The 20811-nt window shown below is 72.7% G+C and carries 21 protein-coding genes; 11 read left to right on the forward strand and 10 right to left on the reverse strand.

Annotation, left to right across the window (positions count from 1 at the left end):
* Positions 1–18: 18 nt before the first annotated feature.
* Positions 19–1161 (reverse strand): DegT/DnrJ/EryC1/StrS family aminotransferase, encoded by a 1143-nt coding sequence (locus AB0950_RS19015; protein WP_366779008.1) that lies wholly within the window; start codon positions 1159–1161, stop codon positions 19–21.
* The gene (locus AB0950_RS19020; protein ID WP_366779009.1) at positions 1158–2384 is read right to left on the reverse strand and encodes a DegT/DnrJ/EryC1/StrS family aminotransferase; all 1227 of its coding nucleotides are present in this window, start codon (positions 2382–2384) and stop codon (positions 1158–1160) included. The genes AB0950_RS19015 and AB0950_RS19020 overlap by 4 nt, the downstream gene beginning before the upstream one ends.
* Before the next feature lie 184 nt (positions 2385–2568).
* On the opposite strand from AB0950_RS19020, the gene AB0950_RS19025 reads away from it, so the two are divergent.
* Genes AB0950_RS19025 through AB0950_RS19050 form a run of 6 tightly spaced genes read left to right on the forward strand, consistent with a single transcriptional unit; the run spans position 2569 to position 8589 of the window.
* Positions 2569–3912 (forward strand): Gfo/Idh/MocA family oxidoreductase, encoded by a 1344-nt coding sequence (locus AB0950_RS19025; protein WP_366779010.1) that lies wholly within the window; start codon positions 2569–2571, stop codon positions 3910–3912.
* Between the two features lies 1 nt (position 3913).
* A complete protein-coding gene (locus tag AB0950_RS19030) occupies positions 3914–4789 on the forward strand; it encodes a sugar phosphate isomerase/epimerase family protein (RefSeq protein WP_366779011.1) in 876 nt (291 codons plus the stop codon).
* Positions 4786–6084, forward strand: a complete 1299-nt coding sequence (locus AB0950_RS19035) for a M20/M25/M40 family metallo-hydrolase (RefSeq protein ID WP_366779012.1) — start codon at positions 4786–4788, stop codon at positions 6082–6084. The genes AB0950_RS19030 and AB0950_RS19035 overlap by 4 nt, the downstream gene beginning before the upstream one ends.
* Entirely contained in the window at positions 6081–7223 is a 1143-nt protein-coding gene (locus tag AB0950_RS19040; protein ID WP_360158633.1) for an Ldh family oxidoreductase, read from the forward strand. Before AB0950_RS19035 ends, AB0950_RS19040 begins: the two co-directional genes overlap by 4 nt.
* Positions 7220–8158 (forward strand): Gfo/Idh/MocA family oxidoreductase, encoded by a 939-nt coding sequence (locus AB0950_RS19045; RefSeq protein ID WP_366779013.1) that lies wholly within the window; start codon positions 7220–7222, stop codon positions 8156–8158. Before AB0950_RS19040 ends, AB0950_RS19045 begins: the two co-directional genes overlap by 4 nt.
* Positions 8155–8589, forward strand: a complete 435-nt coding sequence (locus tag AB0950_RS19050; RefSeq protein WP_366779014.1) for a hypothetical protein — start codon at positions 8155–8157, stop codon at positions 8587–8589. Before AB0950_RS19045 ends, AB0950_RS19050 begins: the two co-directional genes overlap by 4 nt.
* Positions 8590–8680: 91 nt before the next feature.
* On the opposite strand, the gene AB0950_RS19055 is transcribed toward AB0950_RS19050, so the two are convergent.
* The 8 genes from AB0950_RS19055 to AB0950_RS19090 form a co-directional block, all read right to left on the reverse strand.
* Positions 8681–9214, reverse strand: coding sequence for an EF-hand domain-containing protein (locus tag AB0950_RS19055; protein ID WP_360158642.1), 534 nt, complete (start codon positions 9212–9214; stop codon positions 8681–8683).
* A gap of 202 nt (positions 9215–9416) precedes the next feature.
* Positions 9417–10676 (reverse strand): nucleotide sugar dehydrogenase, encoded by a 1260-nt coding sequence (locus AB0950_RS19060; RefSeq protein ID WP_366779015.1) that lies wholly within the window; start codon positions 10674–10676, stop codon positions 9417–9419.
* A 135-nt stretch (positions 10677–10811) separates the two neighbouring features.
* Positions 10812–11120 carry a hypothetical protein gene (locus AB0950_RS19065; RefSeq protein ID WP_360158648.1) on the reverse strand — a complete coding sequence of 103 codons (309 nt, stop codon included), beginning with the start codon at positions 11118–11120 and terminating at the stop codon, positions 10812–10814.
* A gap of 236 nt (positions 11121–11356) precedes the next feature.
* Positions 11357–12640: an FAD-dependent oxidoreductase gene (locus AB0950_RS19070; RefSeq protein ID WP_360158651.1), complete on the reverse strand. Its 1284-nt coding sequence runs from the start codon at positions 12638–12640 to the stop codon at positions 11357–11359.
* Between the two features lie 235 nt (positions 12641–12875).
* Complete coding sequence (locus AB0950_RS19075) at positions 12876–13850, reverse strand: L-threonylcarbamoyladenylate synthase (RefSeq protein ID WP_360158654.1); 975 nt, start codon at positions 13848–13850, stop codon at positions 12876–12878.
* A 234-nt stretch (positions 13851–14084) separates the two neighbouring features.
* Positions 14085–14912, reverse strand: coding sequence for an SAM-dependent methyltransferase (locus AB0950_RS19080; protein ID WP_366779016.1), 828 nt, complete (start codon positions 14910–14912; stop codon positions 14085–14087).
* An 81-nt stretch (positions 14913–14993) separates the two neighbouring features.
* Positions 14994–15245 (reverse strand): DUF397 domain-containing protein, encoded by a 252-nt coding sequence (locus tag AB0950_RS19085; RefSeq protein ID WP_360158660.1) that lies wholly within the window; start codon positions 15243–15245, stop codon positions 14994–14996.
* Positions 15242–16114 carry a helix-turn-helix transcriptional regulator gene (locus AB0950_RS19090; protein WP_360572151.1) on the reverse strand — a complete coding sequence of 291 codons (873 nt, stop codon included), beginning with the start codon at positions 16112–16114 and terminating at the stop codon, positions 15242–15244. The genes AB0950_RS19085 and AB0950_RS19090 overlap by 4 nt, the downstream gene beginning before the upstream one ends.
* Before the next feature lie 383 nt (positions 16115–16497).
* Between AB0950_RS19090 and AB0950_RS19095 the strand changes: the two genes are divergently transcribed.
* From AB0950_RS19095 to AB0950_RS19115, 5 genes are all read left to right on the forward strand, one after another.
* Positions 16498–16731, forward strand: a complete 234-nt coding sequence (locus AB0950_RS19095) for a hypothetical protein (RefSeq protein ID WP_360158666.1) — start codon at positions 16498–16500, stop codon at positions 16729–16731.
* 276 nt (positions 16732–17007) lie between these two features.
* A complete protein-coding gene (locus AB0950_RS19100; RefSeq protein WP_366779017.1) occupies positions 17008–19548 on the forward strand; it encodes a Helicase associated domain protein in 2541 nt (846 codons plus the stop codon).
* Positions 19549–19612: 64 nt separating this feature from the next.
* Positions 19613–20140 carry a DinB family protein gene (locus AB0950_RS19105; protein ID WP_360572155.1) on the forward strand — a complete coding sequence of 176 codons (528 nt, stop codon included), beginning with the start codon at positions 19613–19615 and terminating at the stop codon, positions 20138–20140.
* On the forward strand, positions 20137–20262 hold the full coding sequence (locus AB0950_RS19110; RefSeq protein ID WP_360158675.1) for a hypothetical protein: 126 nt from the start codon (positions 20137–20139) through the stop codon (positions 20260–20262). The genes AB0950_RS19105 and AB0950_RS19110 overlap by 4 nt, the downstream gene beginning before the upstream one ends.
* Positions 20259–20804, forward strand: coding sequence for a hypothetical protein (locus tag AB0950_RS19115; protein ID WP_366779018.1), 546 nt, complete (start codon positions 20259–20261; stop codon positions 20802–20804). The genes AB0950_RS19110 and AB0950_RS19115 overlap by 4 nt, the downstream gene beginning before the upstream one ends.
* Positions 20805–20811 lie beyond the last annotated feature (7 nt).

Genomic DNA, 20811 nt, shown 5'->3' on the forward strand with positions numbered 1-20811 from the left:
CCGCGCCGTGACCGTGGGTCAGTGGTGCTCGTGGGCGAAGGCGCACACGAGGTCGGCGACCTGCTCGACCTGGGCGTCGGTGAGCAGGTGGTGTACGGGGAGCGACAGATGGCGGCGCGCGGCCTGCTCCGCCCGCGGCCAGCGGGCACCGGGCGGCGCGTAGGGCGCGAAGGCGGCGTGCGCGGGCAGTGGACGCGGATAGTAGACGTGCGTGGCAACGCCCCGCTCGGCCAGGTACGCGCCGAGCGCGTCGCGGTCGGCGGCGAGCACGGTGTAGACGTAGAAGCACCGGCCGTCCTCGTCGGGCGGCGGCGGTACGACACCGCGGTCGGCCAGCGGTGTGAAGCGCTCGGTGTAGTAGGCGGCGATCTCGGCCCGCCGCGCCAGCCGCGCCGGGAAGCCGGCGTAGCGGTGCAGCTGGAAGGCGGCCTGGATCTCGTCGAAGCGGCTGTTGAGCCCGATGGCCCGGTGCAGGAAGCGCCGCCCGGCGGGCTGGCCGTGGTTGCGCAGCATCCGCACCGTCTCACCCAGCGCGGCGTCGCGGGTGACGACCACACCGCCCTCGCCGGGCATGCCGCAGGTCTTGACCTGCACGAAGGAGTAGACGCCCGCTTCGCCCCACAGCCCGGCCGGGACACCGCGCAGCACGCCGCCCTGGGCGACCGCCGAGTCCTCCAGCAGGCGCAGGCCGTGCCGGCGGGCCAGCTCGGTGAACCGGGGCATGTCGGCCATCACCGAGAACATGTGGGCCGGCATGACGACCCTGGTCCGCGCGGTCACGAGGTGTTCGGCGTGGTCCGGGTCCATGGTCAGGGTGTCCGGGCGGATGTCGGCGAAGACCGGGACGGCGCCGGTGCCGGCCACCGACGCGGCGAGCGGTGCGCAGCCGAAGGCGGGCACGATCACCTCGTCGCCGGGGCCGATGTCGAGGGCCCGCAGCACCAGGGAGAGCGCCGAGGTGCCGCTGGAGCAGGCGACCACGTCGGCGGCCCCGAGGTCGTCGCGCAGCAGTTCCTCGAGGGCGGCGGTGCGCCGGCCCAGGATGAAACGCTGCTCCGGGTCCAGGCCGATCTCCCGGACGAGACGGATGAGTGCGGCGCGGTCGGCTTCGAAGAGGTCGGGCGGGAAGAAGGGGACGGCGGCAGGGGGCGATACGGTCATGCGGTCGTCCTCGATCCGGCGAGGAAGCAGCGGAGGGCGTCGCACATGCGGTCCACGTCGCCGGGACTGAGATCGGGGTGGAACGGCAGGGCCACGGCGTGCCGAGCCGCCGCCTCGGCGTGCGGGAAGTCGCCCGGCCGGTGGCCGAGATGGGCGAAGGCGGGCTGGTGGGGCAGCGGCAGCGGGTAGTAGACCTCGGTGCCGATGCCGTGCCGGCCGAGATGCGCGACGAGGGCGTCGCGGTCCTCCGTCTCGATCAGATAGACGTAGTACACGTCGCGGTCGTCGGGGTCCTCCGCGCGGGCCTGCGGCAGGCGGAGGACACCGGGTACGTCCCGAAGGCGGGCGGTGTAGGCGGCGGCCAGCTCGGCGCGGCGCGCGATGTGCCCCTCCAGGAGCGGCAGTTTGGCGAGCAGCACGGCAGCCTGGATGTCGTCCATCTTGCTGTTCACGCCCGGCCACACGGTCTCGGTGGAGATGGCCCGGAAGTCGTTCAGCGTGCGGCCGGCGCGGCCGTGGTGGCGCAGGGCGTCGACGGTGCGCGCCACCTCGGGGTCGTCGGTGAGCACGGCTCCCGCGTCCCCGAGGGCGCCCAGCGTCTTGGAGGGGAAGAAGGACAGCACCCCTCCGGCGCCGTGCAGACCCGCGTGCACACCGCCCCGGCGCATCCCGATCGCCTCGGCGCTGTCCTCGACGACGGTCAGCCCGTGCCGCCGCGCGACCTCGGTGACGGCCGCCATGTCGGCCATGGTGTGGAACAGGTGCACCGGCATCACGAACCGGCTCCGCTCGGTGACGGCCGCCTCCAGCGCCGCCGGGTCCATGGCGTACGTCGCCGGGTCGATGTCGACGAACTCCGGCCGCCCGCCCGCGAGGACGACGGCGGAAGCGGTGGCGAAGAAGGAGTACGCCGGCACCAGCACGCCGTCGCCGGGCCGCAGCCCGCAGGCGCGCAGCAGCAGGACGAGCGCGTCGGTGCCGCTGTTCACGCCGATCACATGCCGGGCGCCGGTGTAGTCCGCGAGCGCTTCTTCCAGTTGCCCGACCTGTTTTCCGTGGGAGAACTTGCCGCTGTCGAAAACCTCCTCCAGGGTCTTTTCAAGAGAAGGCCACAGCTGTTCGAAGGTTTTGGCCTGGGAGAAGAAGGGAATCGCGTGCGGCGCTTCTTCCGTGTCCGCTAATCCACCCCCGGACCGTGCCGAAAAATCTGTGCCGGACGTCATTTGTCACCCGCCCCGTCGAACTGTTCCGAATCACAACGCTAAGCGCATTCAGGGGCCACGGAGTACGGAAAGGATCATGTTCACACTTTATGGGTAATGGCATTCCGGATCTCTTGACCATTTCCTCCGGGCACGGCAATAGTCCTGCGTCGCAAGGAAGTTGGCGCACGGACTAGGAGGCCCTGTGCTGCAGCCCCTCGTGGTCGGGCTCGGCCGTTCCGGATCCGGACTGCATCTGAGGACGCTCACCCGGCTGGCCCGGCGCAGCGGAGGCAGCGGTGGCACCGGTGACCTGCCGGTGGCCCTGCCCGCGGTGGGCTGCGACCCACGCGCCGCCGCTCTCCGGCCGGCCTGCGTCGCGGGCGAGGTGACCGTCGTCGCCACCCTGGAGGAGGCCGTCGCGCACGTGGAGCCCGCCACCGCCGTGGCCCACGTGTGTACACCGCCCGGCGTGCGGCACGCCGTGGTCGCCGCACTCGCCGGGCACGGCGTGCGCCGGATGATCGTGGAGAAGCCCCTGGCCGCGTCCCGCGCCGAACTCGACGCGCTCGTCCGGCTCCGCGACGAGGAGGGCCTCGACCTGGTGCCCGTCTCCCACTGGACCGCCTCCCGGCTCACGGCCCGGCTGCGCCGCCTGATCCACGACGGCCGGCTCGGCCGGCTCCGCCGGATCACCGTCGACCAGCACAAACCGCGTTTCTCGCGATCCCTGGCCACCGACAGCCACAGCACCGCCCTCGACGTGGAGATCCCCCACTCCCTGGCGCTCGCCCTCGACCTGGCCGGCCCGGCCGAGCTACGGGCCGCGCACTGCTGGGACCTGCTCTGCGAGGACCGGCGGCTGCCCGGCCTGGGCGGTGCGCACCTGGAACTGGAGCACCACTCCGGGGTGTTCACGCTCCTGCGCTCCGACCTCGGCGCACCCGTACGGCAGCGCAGCGTCCGCTGCGAGTTCGACGCCGGCACCGTCACGGCCCACTTCCCCCTCAGCGAGGACGACGACCATGCCCAGCTGGTCGTGACGGCCTACGGGGGTGGCGCGCCGGTGCCCAGTGGCGGTGCGCCCGCGTCCTCTGGCGCACCCGGGACCTGCGCGGTGGGCGTGACCGGACGGACGGGGGCGTTGGCCGCGGGCGGGGTCCCCGCGTGGCCGGGGGCCTCGGGCGGGGACGGCATGCCCGCATGGCCGGGAAGGCCGGTCGCGGACGCGGGGCCCGCGCGGGCGGTCGGCCCTGCCACGGGCACGGTCCCCGCGTCGTCGGGGGCCCCGGTCACGGGCGGCACGCCTGCGTCGGCCAAAGTCCCGCTCGCCGACGGTGTGCCGGGCCCCGGTCGGCAGGTCTTCCGGGACGACGCCCTGACCGATTTCCTGGCCGGCGTCTACCGCCGCTTCGCGTCCGGAACCGTGGACGCAGGCGGCTTCACCGGCACCGCCGGTTTCGAACTCGCCTGCGCCGCCGCCCGGTTGCTGTGCGAGGCCCGGGACCAGTGCGCCACCGCCCCGCCCGCCTGCACCGGGAGCCGCTGACATGCCCTCACACCGCTCCCCCGCGTTCGGTCCCTTGGCCGGCATCGGCGACGAGGCCGCGCCCGGTGCCGACGGCCAGCTGGCCGCCCTGCGGGAGCTGGGCTGGCGCGCCCTCGAACTGCGCACGGCCGACGGCACCGCCCTGGCCGATCTGCCCCCGCCCGACTTCCTCACGCTGACCCGGCGGCTCCAGGACGCCGGCGTCACCGTGGTCGCCGTGGCCTCCAGGATCGGCAACTGGTCCCGGCCCGTCACCGGCGACCTCGCCGTGGACCTCGCCGAACTGGACGTCCTCGCCGAGCGGTGCGCCGCCCTGGGCTGCCGGTTCGTGCGGATCATGTCGTACCCCAACGACGGCCTGGGCGAGACCGAGTGGGCCGATCGGGTCCTCGCCCGCATCGCCGTCCTGGCCGACCGTGCCCGGCGTGCGGGCCTGGTGCTGGTGCACGAGAACTGCGCGGGCTGGGCCGCAGAGCGCGCCGACCGCACGCTCAGGCTGCTGCGCGCCGTCGACAGCCCGGCCCTGCGCCTGCTGTTCGACACCGGCAACGGCGTGCCGTACGGCTATCGCGCACTGGATCTGCTCCGCGAACTCGCCCCGTACGTGGCCCACGTCCACATCAAGGACGCCGTGCGCACCCCGGACGGGGACACCGCGTACACCCTGCCCGGTGAGGGGGACGCCGAGGTGGCCGCCTGTCTGCGGATCCTCGCCGCCCACGGCTACACCGGCGCCCTCTCGCTCGAACCGCACCTCGCCGTACGCCCCCACGAGGGCCTGCTGCGGGCCGGTGAGGACGCAGCCGGCCTGTTCGTACGGGCCGGGCAGGCGCTCACCCGGCTGCTGCGGACCCTCGACTCGGACGGTACGGCGTGACCCCTCTGTTCACTGACCGGGACCGGAACCTGCTGCTGGACCTGCTGCGGTTGCCCAGCGTCAACCCGCTGGAGGCCGGACCGGACGATCCGCCGTCGCAGCTGCCCGGCATCCTCGAGCGGTACGCGGCGGCCGCGGCCGAGGCCGGGTTCCGCACCCTGCGTCTCGCCGCTCCGCCTGCCGCCTGCCTGGAACGCCCCGGGATGCCCGCCACGGTCCGCGCCGCCGCACGCGACCGGCGTTTCCTCGCCGGCCAGCCGAGCCTGCTGCTGCGGCTGGGACCCGAACGGGCGCGCGCGGACACCGTGATGTTCAACGTCCACCTCGACACCGTCGCCGGACACGTCCCGCCCGCCTTCGACGGCGTGACCTTCACCGGGCGGGGCGCGGTCGACGCCAAAGGTCCCGCCGTCGCCCTCCTCGCCGGGCTGCGGGCCGCCGCGACGCACCCGGCCGTCGGACGGAACGTCACCGTGCTGCTCCAGGCCGTCGCGGGCGAGGAGGGCGGCGCCCTGGGCAGCTACGGCACCCGCCCCCTGCTGGAGGCCGGCCACTACGGGCGCCTCAACGTGTTCTGCGAGCCGACCGGACTGCGCGCGCTGCCCCGGGCCACCGCCTCGATGACCGCCCGGATCACCGTCACCGGCGAGGACGCCGTGGACGACCACCCGGACGCCGGGCACAACGCCACCGTACTGCTCGGCTTTCTCGCCCAGCACCTCGCCGCCCGTCTGGACGGGGCCGTGCCCGGGGCCCGGGTGTGCCTGGCCGGGCTGCACACCGGCAGCACCCACAACCGCGTCCACGGCACCGGCACCCTGCTGGTGAACCTCTCCTACCGCACCACCGAAGCCGGCCGGCGCCTCGGGGACGCGGTGGCCCGGCACGTCACCGGCGGCTTGGCCCGCTTCGCCGAACTCTTCGCCAGCACAAGGGAGTTCGCCCGCACCGCACGGGACGCGGCGGACATCACCCGGCTCGACTGGGACAAGCACGGTCTGCCCGCGCTGGACAACCGCGATCCCTGGGCCGAGGCCCTGCTGGCCCGCGCCGGAGCCCGCCCGGCGGCCGACGACCCCGGTTTCACGTGCGACGCCATCTGGGCCGCCGGCCTGGACGACGACGCCTTCACCGCCGTGCTCGGCCCGGGCGACCTGGCCGCCAACCGCGCCCACGCGCCCGGGGAGTTCGTCGCCCTCGCCGACCTGGAGGAGTTCGCGGGCGTCGTCCACCGCCTCGTCACGCTCTTCGCCGAAGACCGCCGACCCACCTCTCCCCTAAGGAACCCTGGATGACGGCACCCACCCGCTCCCCGGCACCCGCCCCCTCCCCGGAGGCCGACGAGGACTCCACTGTCGTCGTCGGCCACGCCGAGCTGCACGCCGCCCTCACCGGCCTGTTCACCGGGCACGGCATTCCGGAGCCGAGGGCCCGGCTCGCCGCCGACGCGCTGTGCCACGGCGACCTCACCGGCCTGGACTCGCACGGGGTGTTCAACCTCGCCCGGCTCTACGTGCCGCTGCTGGAGTCGGGCCGCTGCGACCCCCGCGCCGAACCGCGGACGCTCACCGACCTGGGCGCCTGCGCCGTCGTCGACGCCCGCCGCGCCCTGGGCCTGTGGGCCGCGGCCGAGGCGATGGACGACGCCGTGGCCAGGGCCCGCCGGCACGGCGTGGGCCTGGTGTCCGTGCGCGGCGCCACCCACTTCGGATGCGCCGGCTTCCACGCCGTGCGCGCCGCGCACGCCGGGATGATCGGCGTGGTCACGAGCAACTGCGGGGGCCAGCGCCTCGCACGGCCCCCGGGCGGCGCCGTGGCCATGCTCGGCACCAACCCGCTGAGCGTCGCGGCCCCCGCCCTCGACGGCCACCCCTTCCTGCTGGACATGAGCACCACCGTCGCGCCGACCGGCCGGGTGCGCGTCGCCGCCCGCCGCGGCACCCCGGTGCCCGCGGGCTGGCTGGAGGACGCCGCGGGCAACCCGGTGACCGACCCGTCCGCCTTCGACCGCGGCGAGGCGTTCCTGCGCTGGCTCGGCGGTACGGCCCAGACCGGTGTCCACAAGGGCTACGGCCTCGGCATCGCGGTGGAGCTGCTGTCCGCGGTGGTGTCCGGAGCGGCCACGGGACCGGCGCCCGCCGCCCTGGAAGGGGACGGCCGGCCGCACGGACGGGACGACGACATCGGCTTCTTCCTCCTCGCGATCGCCCCCGACGTGCTGCGTCCGGACGCGGACATCGCCGGTGCCGCCCGGTCCCTGTTCGGCGCGCTCACCGACTGCCCGCCGGTGCCCGGCGGCCGGCCGGTGCGCTACCCGGGCTGGTACGAGGCGGAACGCGCCGCCGAACGCCGCCGCACCGGCATCCCGCTCCCCGCGCACCTGTACGACGAACTGGCCGGACTCGGCCTCTTCGGCCCGGGGAAGCAGCCGTGACCCGGCCGCTGCGCCTGGGCGTCATCGGCCTCGGTGCCATCTCCCCGTACTACCTGGCCGCCGCCGAACGGCTGCCCGGCTGGGAGCTGTCGGCCGTGTGCGACACCCGCGCCGAGGCCCTGGACCGGTACACGGGCCCGGCGGCCCGCTTCCGCGACCATCACGCGCTGCTGGCCGGAGCCCGGCCGGACGCCGTGGTCGTGGCCGTGCCCAACCACGCGCACCTCGCGGTGTGCCGGGACGTGCTGGACGCGGGTGTCCCCGTGTGCGTCGAGAAACCCCTCGCCCTGACCGTCGCCGAGGGCCGCCTGCTGACGGACGTCGCCCGGCACCGTGGAGTGCCGCTGATGACGGCGTTCCACCGCCGCTACAACACCGCCGTCCGCGCCCTGGCGTTCCGGACGGCGGGCCGGGAGATCCGCGCCGTCCGCGTGCGCTACCTGGAGCGGATCGAGGAGCATCTCGGCGGCGAGGACTGGTATCTCGACCCCGCCCGCTGCGGCGGCGGCTGCGTGGCCGACAACGGCCCGAACGCCCTCGACCTGGTGCGGCTGCTGCTCGGCGAGGTCACCGTCACCGGCTGCGAGACCCACCGCGACGGCGCGGGCGTCGACCGGCAGGCCATCATCCGCCTGCACAGCCCCGCCGGGGCCACCGCGTCGGTCGAGCTGGACTGGTCGTACCCGGGCGAACTCAAGGACGTCCAGGTGACCATGGCCGGCGGAGAGGTCCTGCACGCCGACATGCTGGCCGGCCACACGGGCTTCAAGGCGTCGCTCTGGCACGAGTACGAGGCGATCCTCACCGAGTTCGCGGCGCTCGCCGCCGGCCGCACCCCGGCCGGAGCGGGGGCGCACGGCGGCCTGCCGGCGCTGGAGCTGGTGGAGGCGGCCTACCACCGGGCTGACGGCCCGGCGGCGGAGGCGGACCGGTGAACCCGGCGGAGGACGGTGCGAAGCGCGTGGTGCGCGGCGCCCTGGTCAAGGTGCTCACGCACCACCGCACCGACCGCGGTATGCGGCTGGAGGACCACGCGGCCCGCTGTGTGCGGCGGGGCGAGGTGCACGAACTGGTCAGCACCGACCAGTGGGACCCGCGGCCCGGCGCCCGGATCGACCGGGTGGGCTTCCTCGGCTTCGCTGAGCTGGTGTGCGGCGGCGTGATCGACCGCGGTGACCTGGTGAGCATCGGGGACACGCCGGTCGGCACGGTCCTCGGCTTCGACGCCTGCCACCTTCCCAACCACTACAACATCCTCATCCACACCGCCCGCCCGGTCAGCGGCCGCGACCTGCGGCTGTCGCCCGAGGCCCGCGTCACCTTCGTCCAGGGCGCTCCCCTGGACCAAGGCGCGGCGCCTGGCTGAACCGGTACGGCGTCGGCCGTTCGGCCACCGGCGCCGTACAGGGCTGTGACCCCGGAGGATCTCCCTCCGGGGTCACAGCGTGTCAGACGGTTCAGCCGAGGAGTTCGACCTCCAGCCGACCGAAGTGGAAGTCACGGACCACCTGCAGCAGTTCGTCCTCGGACAGGCGGCCGTCGCCGTTCGCGTCGACCTTGCGGAACATGTCGCCGGCCTGCGAGGCGGGCACGCCGACGGCGGTCAGCCAGGCGCGGAACTCGCGGTCGTCGATCTGTCCGTCGTGGTTGTCGTCGCACAGGGCGATCAGCGCCTTGACGATCGGGGACAGGGCGCGGTTGAAGCCGGCCTCACCCTCCTTGAACAGCATGTCCCCCGTGGCACTGAGGAACTGCTCCCGGCTGATGCCGCCCCCGGCGGGGACGCCGGCGCGGTCGGCCAGGTGCTCGTAGAGCCCCTGGAACGCGCTCACGAGCGCCTGGGCCTCCGGGGAGCCGGCGTCCCTGCCCAGGTTGTCGAGGATCCGGGCGGCCTCGCCCTGGAAGTCGCTGGGCTCGAGGACGCCGTTGCCGTCGGTGTCCCACTTCTCGAAACGCTTGGCCAGACGGTCGTTGGCGACAGCGGTGCTCATGTGGTGTCTCCTTCTGTGCTTTCTCGGGTGGCCTTGTCTCGCAGAGACGACGGCCCGCGGCGCCTGGTCAGGGGCCGCTACCGCGCAGGGCGGTGCGCTGCGCGGAGTGTGGGGATGCCGGCGGCACGCCGGCCGAAGGCGCCGTACGGCGGCGCCGGGTGAGGGAGTGACAGGGTGCGGGCGGCGCAGGGCCCGCCCGGGGTCAGAGCAGCGTGACCTTGCTGCCCACGGCCTTGCCGCGGGTGTCCAGCAGAGCGCACCGGGCTCTGCCCAGCGCTTCTCTGGCGTAGCAGGCGTGGTCCTGCAGCAGGACCGCCACGTCCGCCTCGTCGAGGGCGGCACGCAGATCCGTGGCGCGCGGCAGGGGCCGGCCGTCCACGGTGAAGTCGGTGACGTACGGGTCGTGGTAGGACACCCGGACCCCGGCCGCGAGCAGCCCCGCGGCCACCGGTCTCGCCGGTGTCTCCCGTACGTCGGCCACGTCGGCCTTGTAGGTGACGCCGAGCAGGAGGGCGCGTGCGTCCTCGGTCCGGCCGCGGGCCTCACCGAGCAGGGCCAGGGTCCGGTCCACGACATGCCGCGGCATCCGGGTGAGGACTTCCTGCGCGGCCGCCAGCATGCGGAAGGGGAAGCCCTGGGCCTCGGCCCGCGCGGCCAGATAGCGGGGATCGACGGGGATGCAGTGCCCGCCGACGCCGGGGCCGGGGGTGAACGGTGCGAAACCGAAGGGTTTGGTCGCGGCGCAGTGCAGGACGTCCCAGACGTCGATGCCGGTCCGGTGGCAGAACAGCGCGACCTCGTCGGCCAGGGCGATGTTGACGTAGCGGTAGGTGTTCTCCAGGAGTTTGGCCATCTCCGCCTCCCGCGTGCCGCGGGCGACGACGAGCTGGTCGACGAACCGCCCGTAGAAGGCGGTGGCGTACTTGGTGCACAGAGCGGTGCAACCGCTCACGATCTTCGGGGTGTTGGCGACTCCCCAGGTGGGGTTGCCGGGGTCGATGCGCTGGGGCGAGTACGCCAGATGGAAGTCCTCGCCCGCGCGCAGGCCGCTGCCGTGCTCCAGCAGCGGCCTGACGACGTCCTCGGTGGTGCCCGGGTAGCTGGTGGACTCCAGCACGACGAGCATGCCGGCGCGCAGTCGGGCCGCGACGGCCCTGGAGGCGTCCTCCACCGCGGACAGGTCGGGTAACCCTTGCGGGGTGAGCCCGGTCGGCACGCAGATCACCACCGTCTGCGCGCCGTCCAGAACCGCGGGGTCGGCGGTGGCGCGGAAACCGGCGCCCAGCATGGCCGCCACGTCCGCGTCCGAGACGCCGCCGACATGGGAGCGGCCCTCGGCGAGACCGGACACCACCGTGCCGGACACGTCGTATCCGGCGGTGGCGAGGCCGGCCGAGAGCGCGGCGCGGGCGAGCGGTAAGCCGACATGGCCGAGCCCCATGACGACGACGTCGACGGTCATGTGCAGCAGTTCTCCTGGTCCGAAGGGGAAACGCAGGGCGGACGGCGCCTGGTTCGGTTGGGTTCGGGTGATCCGGGGGGTCCCGGTGATCCGGGTGGTGGCTTGATCGGCCGAGGTGTTCTGTCCGCTTCCGTTTCAGGCGGAGAAGCTGCCGCTGCCGGGCGCCACGTGTGCTCCGTATCCCGGTTGCACGATGAGGCCGGGGGTCAGGCAGAACGGGTCGCCGTACACCGTGACCGGACGGTCGGTGCGGTTCGTCAGCACATGCGCGTCCACCGGGAGTTTATGGCAGCCGTGCGGATTCTGGTAAACGGTCAGCGGTACGAATTCATTTCTGAAGACGACGACATCGCCGGAATCCGCCGCCACAGCCGTACCGGAAGCCGCAATTCCCGCGAGCAGCACACTGCTCACTGCAAGCCCAAAAATCCTGGTGAAGCGCATGGTCAACCTCCATTGGAGTGCGTCCCTGTGATCATTCTCCGCACGACAACGGCGATCTAATCACCTGATCTCCGGCATGCGCCCGAATCAGCGATACCGTCAAATCAGATTGACGCAAGCAGGGGGCTGAAGCGCTTTGAGGGCCTGGTGGGAAAGCCGCCGCGCGAATAAATGCGGCGGCGAGACTTTCATGCCTTGCCCTCGTGGTCCAGGGCTGCTGAGCGATCGCTGATCGGTCAGTGGCGGATCGTACGTTGAAGGGCGCCGGCGGCGATGCGTGTGGCTGCGAAGCGGGTTCCTGCCACGAAGCGCAGCATCGGGCCGAACGTGGGGGCGGCGAGGGAGCCGGTGAAGTAGAGGCCGGGTACGGAGGACTCGAACCGGCTGCTCAACCGGGGCGCCTTCGAACCGGGTACGCACTCGACGTCGCGGAGCACCGCCGGGAGGAGGAAGGGGAGGGTGCCGAGGTCGAGCCGGTAGCCGGTGGCGGCCAGCACATGATCGACGGCCAGCGTCTCGGGCTCGCCGGGCGGCCCGGCCAGCTCCAGGCGTGCCTCCGTCCCGGCTGCCTCGGCGCGGACCACGCGGCATGCGGTGCGTACCGGCACCACGCCCTCGACCCGGTCGCGCAGCCACCAGCCGCCCGAAGGTCCGAGCGCCCGCCGGAACAGCAGCATGCGCGCCGCGGGCGGCAGGCGCCGCACGGCCCCGGGCGCCCGGCACACCGCCGCCAGCGTCCAGCCGGGCCCCAGGGGCGAAGTGGGCCGGGCGAGCCGTCGCGGCATGGGCTTGTCCGGCTGCGGGACCGCTCCCCACCGGACCTTCCGCTCCCGCACCAGTACCTGCACCTGAGCCCCGGCTTCATGCATCAGCGCGGCGCTCTCCAGGGCGGACTGGCCGCCCCCGATGACCGCGACCCGTTGTCCGGCGAAGCAGGAGAGGTCACTGTGGTGGCTGGTGTGCGACACCAGGGCCTCGGGGCCGATCCCCTCGGGTGCCAGGCGCTGTAATTCGGCGGGCACGTGGGCCAGCCCGTTCAGGCCGGTGGCCACCACCACGGCGGCCGCCGCGATGTGCTGTCCGTCGTCCAGTCGGACGGTCAGCGCGCCTTGGTCCTCCGCGCGGTCGACGCCCACGACGCGGACCGGATCGACGTCACCGACGTACTGTTTCTGAAACCACTGGCCGTAGCGAACGAACACCTCGCACGGGATCGGCGTCAGTTCGGTCAGCTTCGGTTCGCCGTGCAGGCGCCGGAAGTCCGCGAGCCGACCGCCGGGCTCCGGGGCCGACAGATCCACGGCGTCCGGGGTGGACTTGAGGAACATGCCGGTGGCCATCGCATGCCGCCAGCTGCCCATGACCTCGCCGTAGACCCGCACGGGGACTCCGGCGGCCCGTAGATGCGCCGCCACCGACAGCCCGTAGGGGCCGGCGCCCACCACGACCCACGGAAGCCCGCGATGGCCGTCGGCCACCCTCCTGCGGGCAGGGCGCTGCCCGGAAAGCGACTGCGTCATGCATCCCCCACCGATCGACCGCCGCCCCTCCCCAGGGCGGCGCGTCACCTCGGGACGCCCTGCTGGGCCGTCGCCGGCGCAGGACTTCCCCCCTCCGCGCCCCAGTCTGCCCGGACTCGCGGAACACACCCACGGAATGGACACACCTTGACCAAAATCTGGTCGAAGCGCCACAACCGCCCCGGTGCGCGGGTGGCTCGGGCATGCCCCGCCCCGACAGTGGGGGTACGCCGCCTCAGGAGGGCCGGGGTCCCGCGGCGCGGCGGAGCCGGTTGGCGATCGCCAGGCCCAGGCCCTCCTCCACGGGCAAGGACGCGATGATGAGGTCGCACCCCCGCTCGTCCAGCTCGCGCAGGAACCCGTACAGCCTCTGCGCGTAGGCGGCCGTCGAACCGGGGACCGCCACCACGGCGTGCGCCTTCACCGGAGTGTCGGCGAGGGCGGGGGGAAGGAAGACGCCGACCTTGTGCCCCAGCTCCTGCGCGAGCTCCGCTTCGATGACGACCTTCTCCGGCTCGACGAGGACGACCCGCGCCCGCGGCGCGTAGTGCGAGGGATGCTGGCCCGGCACCCGGACAGGGCTCGTCGAGGGCACCGCGACCGGGCCGCCCAGCACCGCTTCGAGGTCCTCGCGCGTCACCCCGCCCGGCCGGAGGATGCTCGGGGTCTCGCCCGTGGCGTCGACGATGGTCGACTCGACACCGACCTCGCAGGGGCCGCCGTCCAGGACGAAGTCGACGGCGTCACCGAGCTCCGCGCGGACGTGGTCCGCCGTGGTGGGGCTGACCGAGCCGAAGCGGTTGGCGGACGGAGCCGTGACACCGCCGCCGAACGCCGACAGCAGCGCGAGCGCGACCGGGTGGTCGGGGACACGCACGGCCACCGTCTCCAGTCCGCCCGTGGCCTCGAGGGGCACCCGTCGACCGCGCCGCAGGACCAGCGTGAGGGGGCCCGGCCAGAAGTGTTCGGCCAGCAGCCGCGCGGTCGCGGGCACGTCCGCGACCCAGTCGTCCAGGTGCTGGGCGCCGCCGATGTGGACGATCAGCGGGTGGGACGGCGGGCGTCCCTTGACCTGGAAGATGCGCGCGACGGCGGCGGGATCTTCGGCGTTGGCGCCGAGGCCGTAGACCGTTTCGGTCGGGAGAGCCACGAGGCCCCCGGCGCGCAGGACCTCGGTCGCCTTCTCGATGTCACTGGTTCTTGCTGTCACTCTCCTAATCCTCTCACTGTTCCGCTCCCCCACTGCCGCCGGCAGCGACGCACCGGCGCCTCGCCAAGATCATCGCCTGGTGTCCATGGCTCCCGCGGCGTGCGAGCCGTCGCCGCGGAGGCCCGCGGACCGGGGCATGCCTGGCCGGCGCCGCTCACGGCGGCACCGCCGGGCGGCCGCCCGGCGGTGCCGGCACGCAGGAACAGCTCAGGAAGGGAAACGCCGCTGCGATGGCTACGGCTTGATGCCGACACCCGTCCACAGGCTGACTTCGGCGTCCGTGGGCGGCTGGGCCGCGGTGGCGTCCCCGCTCGGCGGGTCGGGACGCCAGTGGTGACCCAGCGTGATGCCGGGGTCGAGGAGTTCCAGACCGTCGAAGAAGCGGGCGACGGCGGCGCGGGTGCGGAACTGCACGGGTGTTCCCGCGTTGACGTAGATGTCGGTGACCTTCTGCCAGGTGTCCGGATCGAAGTCGGGCGTGCAGTGGCTCAGTGCCAGGGCGCTGCCGGAGGGCAGGACGTCGAGCAGACGGTTGACGATCCCGTACGGGTCCTGCCGGTCCGGCACGAAGTGCATCAGGGCATTGAGGGACAGCGCCACCGGCTTGTTGAGGTCCAGCACCTCGGTGAGGACGGGGGCGTCCAGCAAGGAAGCGGGGTCGTTGACGTCGGCCTCGATGTACGCGGTGCGGCCCTGGGCCGTGCTGCGCATCAGGCGCTCGGCGTACTTCAGCACGAGAGGGTCGTTGTCGGCGTAGACGACCCGGGCGTCGGGGACGACGGACTGGGCCACCTGGTGCAGGTTCGGCTCGGTCGGGATGCCGGTGCCGACGTCCAGCCACTGGCGGATGCCGTACTCCCGCGCCAGCACGCGAGTCGCCCGGTGCATGAAGGACCGGTTCTCACGGGCGCACACGAAGATCCCGGGGTAGACGGACGCGACGGCCTCGGCCGCCTGCTTGTCCACCTCGAAGTGGTCCTTGCCGCCGAGGTAGTAGTCGTACATGCGTGCGGAGTGGGGCCTGCTGGTGTCGATGTCCCGCGAGGCCGACGTGCTGCTCATGCTCTTCCCTTCCGATGGTTGCGTGGCGTTGAGGGCGAGGGTTCGGCCTCGTGGCGGCGGCTTCTCCCGATCGCGCTGAGGTCAGCCGGCCACCAGATGATCGGCTAGGCCCTTCTTGACTCCCTCGAGGAATGCGCTGATCTCCGCGGTGGTGTAGATCAGCGCGGGCCCCGAAGGATCCGTCGACTGCCGCAGCGCGACGCGGCCGTCGGCGAGTTGCTTGGTCTCCACGCACTGGCCCCCGTTGGGGCCGCTCCACGGGCACTCCCAGCCGTGCTCGCCGAGGTCGGAAGCGGGCATCCCGTTGTAGACACTGCCATGGCTAGTGGTCATGAGTACTCCTTGCGCATGTGTTGCAAGAGCGCCCTGCTGTCTGCGGACGAGGTCAGCAGCGACATCCGGTTGTGCGCTTCCAGATGGGCGGCGACGTCGGAACGCTGGTCCAGGTACATCGAGGCGGTGAGGATCTCGCTGTAGACGACGTCGGGCAGCTCCGGCTCCTCGAACCGGAAGTAGGTGAAGGGGGCGCACGCGCCGACGTGGGCGCCCGCGGAGAAGGGAACGACGTCGATGCTGACGTGTTCCAGCTCCGAGGCCTCGAGGAGCCGGTCGATCTGCGCGCGCATCACCTCCGCACCGCCGACGACGCGGTGCAGGACGGCCTCCTCCATCACCACCCACAGCGTGGGAGCGTCCTTGCCCTCCAGCAGGTTCTGCCGGCGCAGCCGCAACTGGACGCGCCGCTCGAGGTCTTCCTCGCTGTCGTTCGGGAATCCGCCGCGCAGGACGGCGCGCGCGTAGTCGTACGTCTGCAGGAGCCCGGTGACGTAGTGCGGCTCATAGGTACGCAGAGTCCTGGCGCTGGTCTCCAGGCTGACGTAGGCCGAGAACCAGCTGGGCAGCACGTCGCGGTAGGCGTGCCACCAGCCCGGCTCGTTGGCCCGCTCGGCCAGGGCGACGAACTCGTCGATCTCCTGCCGGTCCGCGCCGTACGCCTCCAGCAGCTTCTCCACATACAGGGGCTTGAGCGCGACCTCCGCCTTTTCCAGGCGCCGGATCGTCAGCGGCTTCACCCGCAGGGCCCTGGCAGCGTCCTCCAGCGACACGTCGGCGCTCTGCCGCCTCTCCCGCAGTCGCCGACCGAGGATCATCCGAAGCACTGTCGGCGCGCTGGTCCCCGCCCCCGAACGGCCCTCCATCACGCAGACCCCATTCCCTGACGGACAGTCACCATGGCGCGCAGCATAGCGCTTTGGCGGTGTTACCAACCGGATACCGCCTGGCTGAAATTATCAGGGAAGCAGTTGCAGCGTGAAGTCGACTGCGAGCATAGTTACATCGTGAGCGGTCCAGCCGAACGTCCAGGCCCCCATCGCCAACGTCCCGCGCGCTGTGGGGAGTTGGTACGCCCAGATGTTCGACGGTCCGCACATCGAATCGAACACGGCTGTCGGGAAGGCATCGCCGCCGCTCCACATCCTCGCGTCCCGGCCCCGGATGGAAGGCAACCACCATGTCCCCCCACAGAGCGCTCCTCACCACCCCGCCGACGGGCACTGGCACCGGGTCCCCACGCGGAGCAGCCGTGACCTCCACGGGCTTGATGCACCGCTCCCATCCCTGGCTCGGTCAGCTGGTGACGGACTCCGCGACAGGACGGCGCGGGATCCTCCGCGCCATCGCCCCCGAGGGCACGGCGCTGACGCCGGTCGCCTGGCTGGCCCCGCCGCGAGGCGGCATCGAGTGGACGACGGCACCGGAAAACCTCACCGACCCCATGCCGATCACGCCGGCCGGCCGCGGGGAGGAGAGGATCTGAGACGGCGGACCGGGACACCCTCGGCACGAGTCGGGGCACCTTGAGCGGGCCGGCCGGGCCTGCTCCGCCTCGACCGGCGCGACGTTCTCCCCGCCGGAGATGATCACATCCCCGCTGCGGTCGCGCAGTTCGACGCAACCGGCATGACCTCGCGGAGCACGGCCGCCCGGACGCCGCGGTCGGCCCGTGCACGTGCGTGACCACCCGCTAGCCTCCGACCTGGCCACCTGCATTCTTGAAGGCACAGGCGCAAGCCAGGACGTCGAGGACGGGAACGTGACGAAGACACTGCGCGCTCATCAGCGCGAGGCGGTCGACGCGGTGCTCCGCGCACTCGAGCTGCCTGCGGATCACACCGTTCCCGAGCGCGGGCTGCGGACTCAGGTGGTCATGGCGACCGGCTCGGGGAAGACTCTCGTCGCCGTGCGCAGCGCGGAGGAGCTGCGGGCCGGCCGTGTGCTGGTCCTCGTGCCCTCGCTGGACCTCCTCGCGCAGACCGAGGCCGCGTGGCGGGAGGGCGGCCGTGCGGGGCCGATGATCGGAGTGTCCTCCCTGCGCGGGGACGAGGCGGCGTTCCCCAACACCACGGACGTGGGCGAGCTGGTCGACTGGGTGCGGCCGTTCGACAAGGTGACCGTGTTCGCCACGTACGCCTCGCTCGGGCTGGGCACGCTGGAGCGCGCGCATGCCGCCGGCCTTCCGGGCTGGGGGCTGATCGTGGTCGACGAGGCGCACCGGACGTCCGGGCGGATCGGCAAGCCCTGGGCGGTCGTCCACGACAACACCCGCATCCCGGCCCTGCGGCGCCTGTACATGACGGCCACGCCCCGGCTGTGGCAGCTGGACGAGGACAGCGAGCCGGGTGTGCCGGGTGAGCTGGTGGCCTCGATGGAGGACGACCCTGCCGGGCCGTTCGGTGCGCGCTGCCACACCCTGACGCTCTCGGAGGCGATCGACAGGGGGATCTGCGCGCCGTACCAGGTCGTGTGCCTGGACATCACCGACACCCAGCTGCAGGCCGCCCAGCTCCTGGGCGTCGAAGGCCGCTCGGACCGGGTGCGCGGGGCGCGGCTCGCCGCCCTGCAGGCCGCGCTGGTGAAGGCGTCGGCCGAGGAGAAGTTCCGGCGCACGCTCGTCTTCCACCACCTGGTCAAGGAGGCGGAGGCGTTCGCGGCCGGCCTTCCCGACGTCGCCGCACGGCTGCATGCGCAGGACCCGGCGCCGTACCCCGGGACGGTCTGGGCCGACTGGCTGTGCGGCGATCACCCACCGGTCCACCGCAAACGTGTCCTCACCGAGTTCGCCCGGGGCGTCGCGACCGACGGCACGGCGGTGGAGAAGAGCTTCCTGGGATCCGTGAAGGTCCTGGGCGAGGGTGTCGACACCCGCACCTGCGACTCGGTCTACTTCGCCGACGTACGCGGCTCCATGCCCGACCTCGTCCAGGCCGTCGGCCGGGCTCTGCGCATGCGGCCCGGCGAGGGCAAGACGGCCTCCCTCGTCGTACCCGTCCTGCTGGGGCCCGGAGAGACACCGGACTCCATGCTCACCAGCAGGGCGTACGGCGGCCTCGCCAAGCTCCTGGAGGCGCTCCGGGCCCACGATGCCCGTGTCGTGGAGCAGCTCGCCCAGCCGCAGGCCCAGAGCCGGGTCAGGGGCGTGCAGAGCCGCAGCTCGGGCGAGGAGGACGAGGGCGCCGGCAGCGGCGGAAGCGGCCGGCTTTCGGTGCCGGCCCAGGAGCTGCTGAAGTTCTCCACCCCGCGTGACCCCGCCCAGCTGGCCGCCTTCATCAATCTGCGGGTCCTCAATCCCGAGCACGCCCACTGGCGGCGCGGCGTCGAAGCCGCCACCCTCTACGCCCGCGCGCACGGTGACCTGAGGGTCCCCTTCACCTACCGCGCGCCCGGCCGCGACGAGCAGGAGGCCGAGGCCGAGGGGTGGCCGGCCTCGCTCGCCGGGTTCCCGCTGGGGCAGTGGATCGCCGACGCCCGCAGGTTCCACGCCCGCGGGACGCTGGACGCCGACCGCGTCGAGCAGCTGGAACGGCTCGGCATGATCTGGAGCCACTTCGACGTGGCCTGGGAGGAGGGCCTGGCCGCCGCGCGCGGGTGGGCCGAGGAGAACGGGCACCTGCTGGCCCCGCTGGACGCCACGTACCAGGGGTACAAGGTCGGCATCTGGCTGAAGAACCAGCGGGCCGCCGCGCGCAGGGCCGCGGAGATCGAGCAGCAGGATGATGCCGAGGGCCTGCCGGTGGGGGCGTCGGCCGGAGTGCTGTCCCAGGAGCGACGCGAGCAGCTGGAGGACATCGACCCGTCCTGGTGCCCGGCCTGGCCGGTGGCATGGCAGCGCTGCTTCCATCTGGCCCGGCTGCACCTGGAGGCCGGCGGCACACTCCCCATGGCGCCGGGCGAGGTCGTACGCCAGGGCGAGGACCTCGGACGGTGGGTGCGCGCCCAGCGGCTCGGCTGGGACCGGCTCACCGCCGCGCAGCAGTGGCTGTGCGAGCACGTCCTCGGCATCGAGCCCGCGGCCGAGGACGAGAAACCCGGGCCGCGCCGCAGCCACGCCGACAAGTGGGCCCTCAACTACGCCGCCGCCCAGCAGTTCTACCAGCGCGAGGGACACCTCCGAGTCCCGCGCAAACACGTCGAACGGATCGTCCTCGAGGCCCGTCGGGACGGCGCCGCCGACGAGGGCCGGGAGATCCGGGAGCTCAGACTGGGCGCGTGGATCAGCAACCAGCGCAGCAGAGCGGCGACCCTCTCCCCCGACCGGATCAAGAAACTGTCCGCCATCGGCATGCGCTGGACGTAGCGAGTCCTGGGCGGCATGTCGAAGGCGGTCGTCGTCCGCGGTCATCTGCTGCCAGGGTGTGTTCATGACTACGACACCGGATGGACGACCTGTCCCGCCCCCGTACGCCGACGAGCGCGCCATGCTGGAAGCGTGGCTGGACTTTCACCGCGCGACGCTCGCCCTGAAGTGCTCGGGCCTCAACGACGACCAATTACGGCGTGCCGCGGCATCCCCGTCGTCTATGACGCTGCTCGGTCTCGTGCAGCACACGGCGGAGGTCGAGCGCACCTGGTTCCAGCGTGTCTTCGCAGGTCAGGACCTGCCGCCGGTCTTCGGGGAGGGCAACCTCGACGGCTTTGCCCTCCAGCCCGAACGAGGGATCGACGAGGCGATGGCCGCCTGGCGCACGGAGATCGCCCGGGGGCGTGAGCTGATTGCCGATGCATCGCTGGATGACTCCGGACGTCTGTCCGAGCAGGAAGCGCGACACGTCGGCGGCCACGGAGTTTCCCTGCGCTGGATCATGGTGCACATGATCGAGGAATACGCACGTCACAACGGTCACGCCGATCTCATCCGGGAGCAGATCGACGGAGTCACCGGCGCGTGAGGGTCGCCTGCGGCTTCGGCGGACCGGGCGGTGGCGCGCTGGTCTGGGTGGTGGAACTCGGCGCGGACTCGAACGCGCTGGGCGGGCGAGCCTCGCGTCGCTGGGTGAAGCTGAAAGCGTGAGCATGAGGAGCGAGCACCCGGTAAGTGCCGAGCAGATCCGCGCAGCGCTCGCCGCACTGGCGGCTGAGCCCGCGGCAGAGCCGGAGCGGCGGCCTGAGACGGCGCAGGAGGACGACCGTCTGCAGCTCCTGGGCCGGCTGCTGGCGAAGACGGAGCTCGAGATCACGGCCGCGACCCGGCTCACCGAGGACGGGGAGATCGAGGACGTCCTCGAGACGTTGCTCGGCTGGGGGGAACAGCTGAAAGGTGATCCCGGGCTGGCGGTCAACGTCCTCACGAACCGGCTGCAGCGCACCGCGGTGCAGGTCTCCGAACCCGAGGACGAAGAGCTGCCGCCGGGCCGAGAAGCCGCCTTCGCCGCCGTCATGACCGCCGTATACGTGCTCGGCGCGCAGGTTCACGCCGACCGCGGCGACACGGAAGGAACCCGGCACGCGCTGAGCGGGGCCGAAGAAGCCCTCATCGACATCCTGCAAGGCGTACACGACCTGCGTGTCGCCATCGGCGACGCGCCCGGGCCGGACGAGGAAGCCGGCGACTGACCCGCTC

Origin of the sequence: Streptomyces sp. NPDC007189 (assembly GCF_040703635.1) — a bacterium.
In the GTDB taxonomy this organism is placed as follows: domain Bacteria; phylum Actinomycetota; class Actinomycetes; order Streptomycetales; family Streptomycetaceae; genus Streptomyces.

Coding starts and splice junctions, on each gene's coding strand:
- AB0950_RS19085 (WP_360158660.1), bottom strand. CDS start 15,245: ATGACCACTAGCCATGGCAGTGTCTACAACGGGATGCCCGCTTCCGAC.
- AB0950_RS19060 (WP_366779015.1), bottom strand. CDS start 10,676: ATGACCGTCGACGTCGTCGTCATGGGGCTCGGCCATGTCGGCTTACCG.
- AB0950_RS19015 (WP_366779008.1), bottom strand. CDS start 1,161: ATGACCGTATCGCCCCCTGCCGCCGTCCCCTTCTTCCCGCCCGACCTC.
- AB0950_RS19070 (WP_360158651.1), bottom strand. CDS start 12,640: ATGACGCAGTCGCTTTCCGGGCAGCGCCCTGCCCGCAGGAGGGTGGCC.
- AB0950_RS19065 (WP_360158648.1), bottom strand. CDS start 11,120: ATGCGCTTCACCAGGATTTTTGGGCTTGCAGTGAGCAGTGTGCTGCTC.
- AB0950_RS19055 (WP_360158642.1), bottom strand. CDS start 9,214: ATGAGCACCGCTGTCGCCAACGACCGTCTGGCCAAGCGTTTCGAGAAG.
- AB0950_RS19020 (WP_366779009.1), bottom strand. CDS start 2,384: ATGACGTCCGGCACAGATTTTTCGGCACGGTCCGGGGGTGGATTAGCG.
- AB0950_RS19105 (WP_360572155.1), top strand. CDS start 19,613: ATGACTACGACACCGGATGGACGACCTGTCCCGCCCCCGTACGCCGAC.
- AB0950_RS19080 (WP_366779016.1), bottom strand. CDS start 14,912: ATGAGCAGCACGTCGGCCTCGCGGGACATCGACACCAGCAGGCCCCAC.
- AB0950_RS19040 (WP_360158633.1), top strand. CDS start 6,081: ATGACGGCACCCACCCGCTCCCCGGCACCCGCCCCCTCCCCGGAGGCC.
- AB0950_RS19030 (WP_366779011.1), top strand. CDS start 3,914: ATGCCCTCACACCGCTCCCCCGCGTTCGGTCCCTTGGCCGGCATCGGC.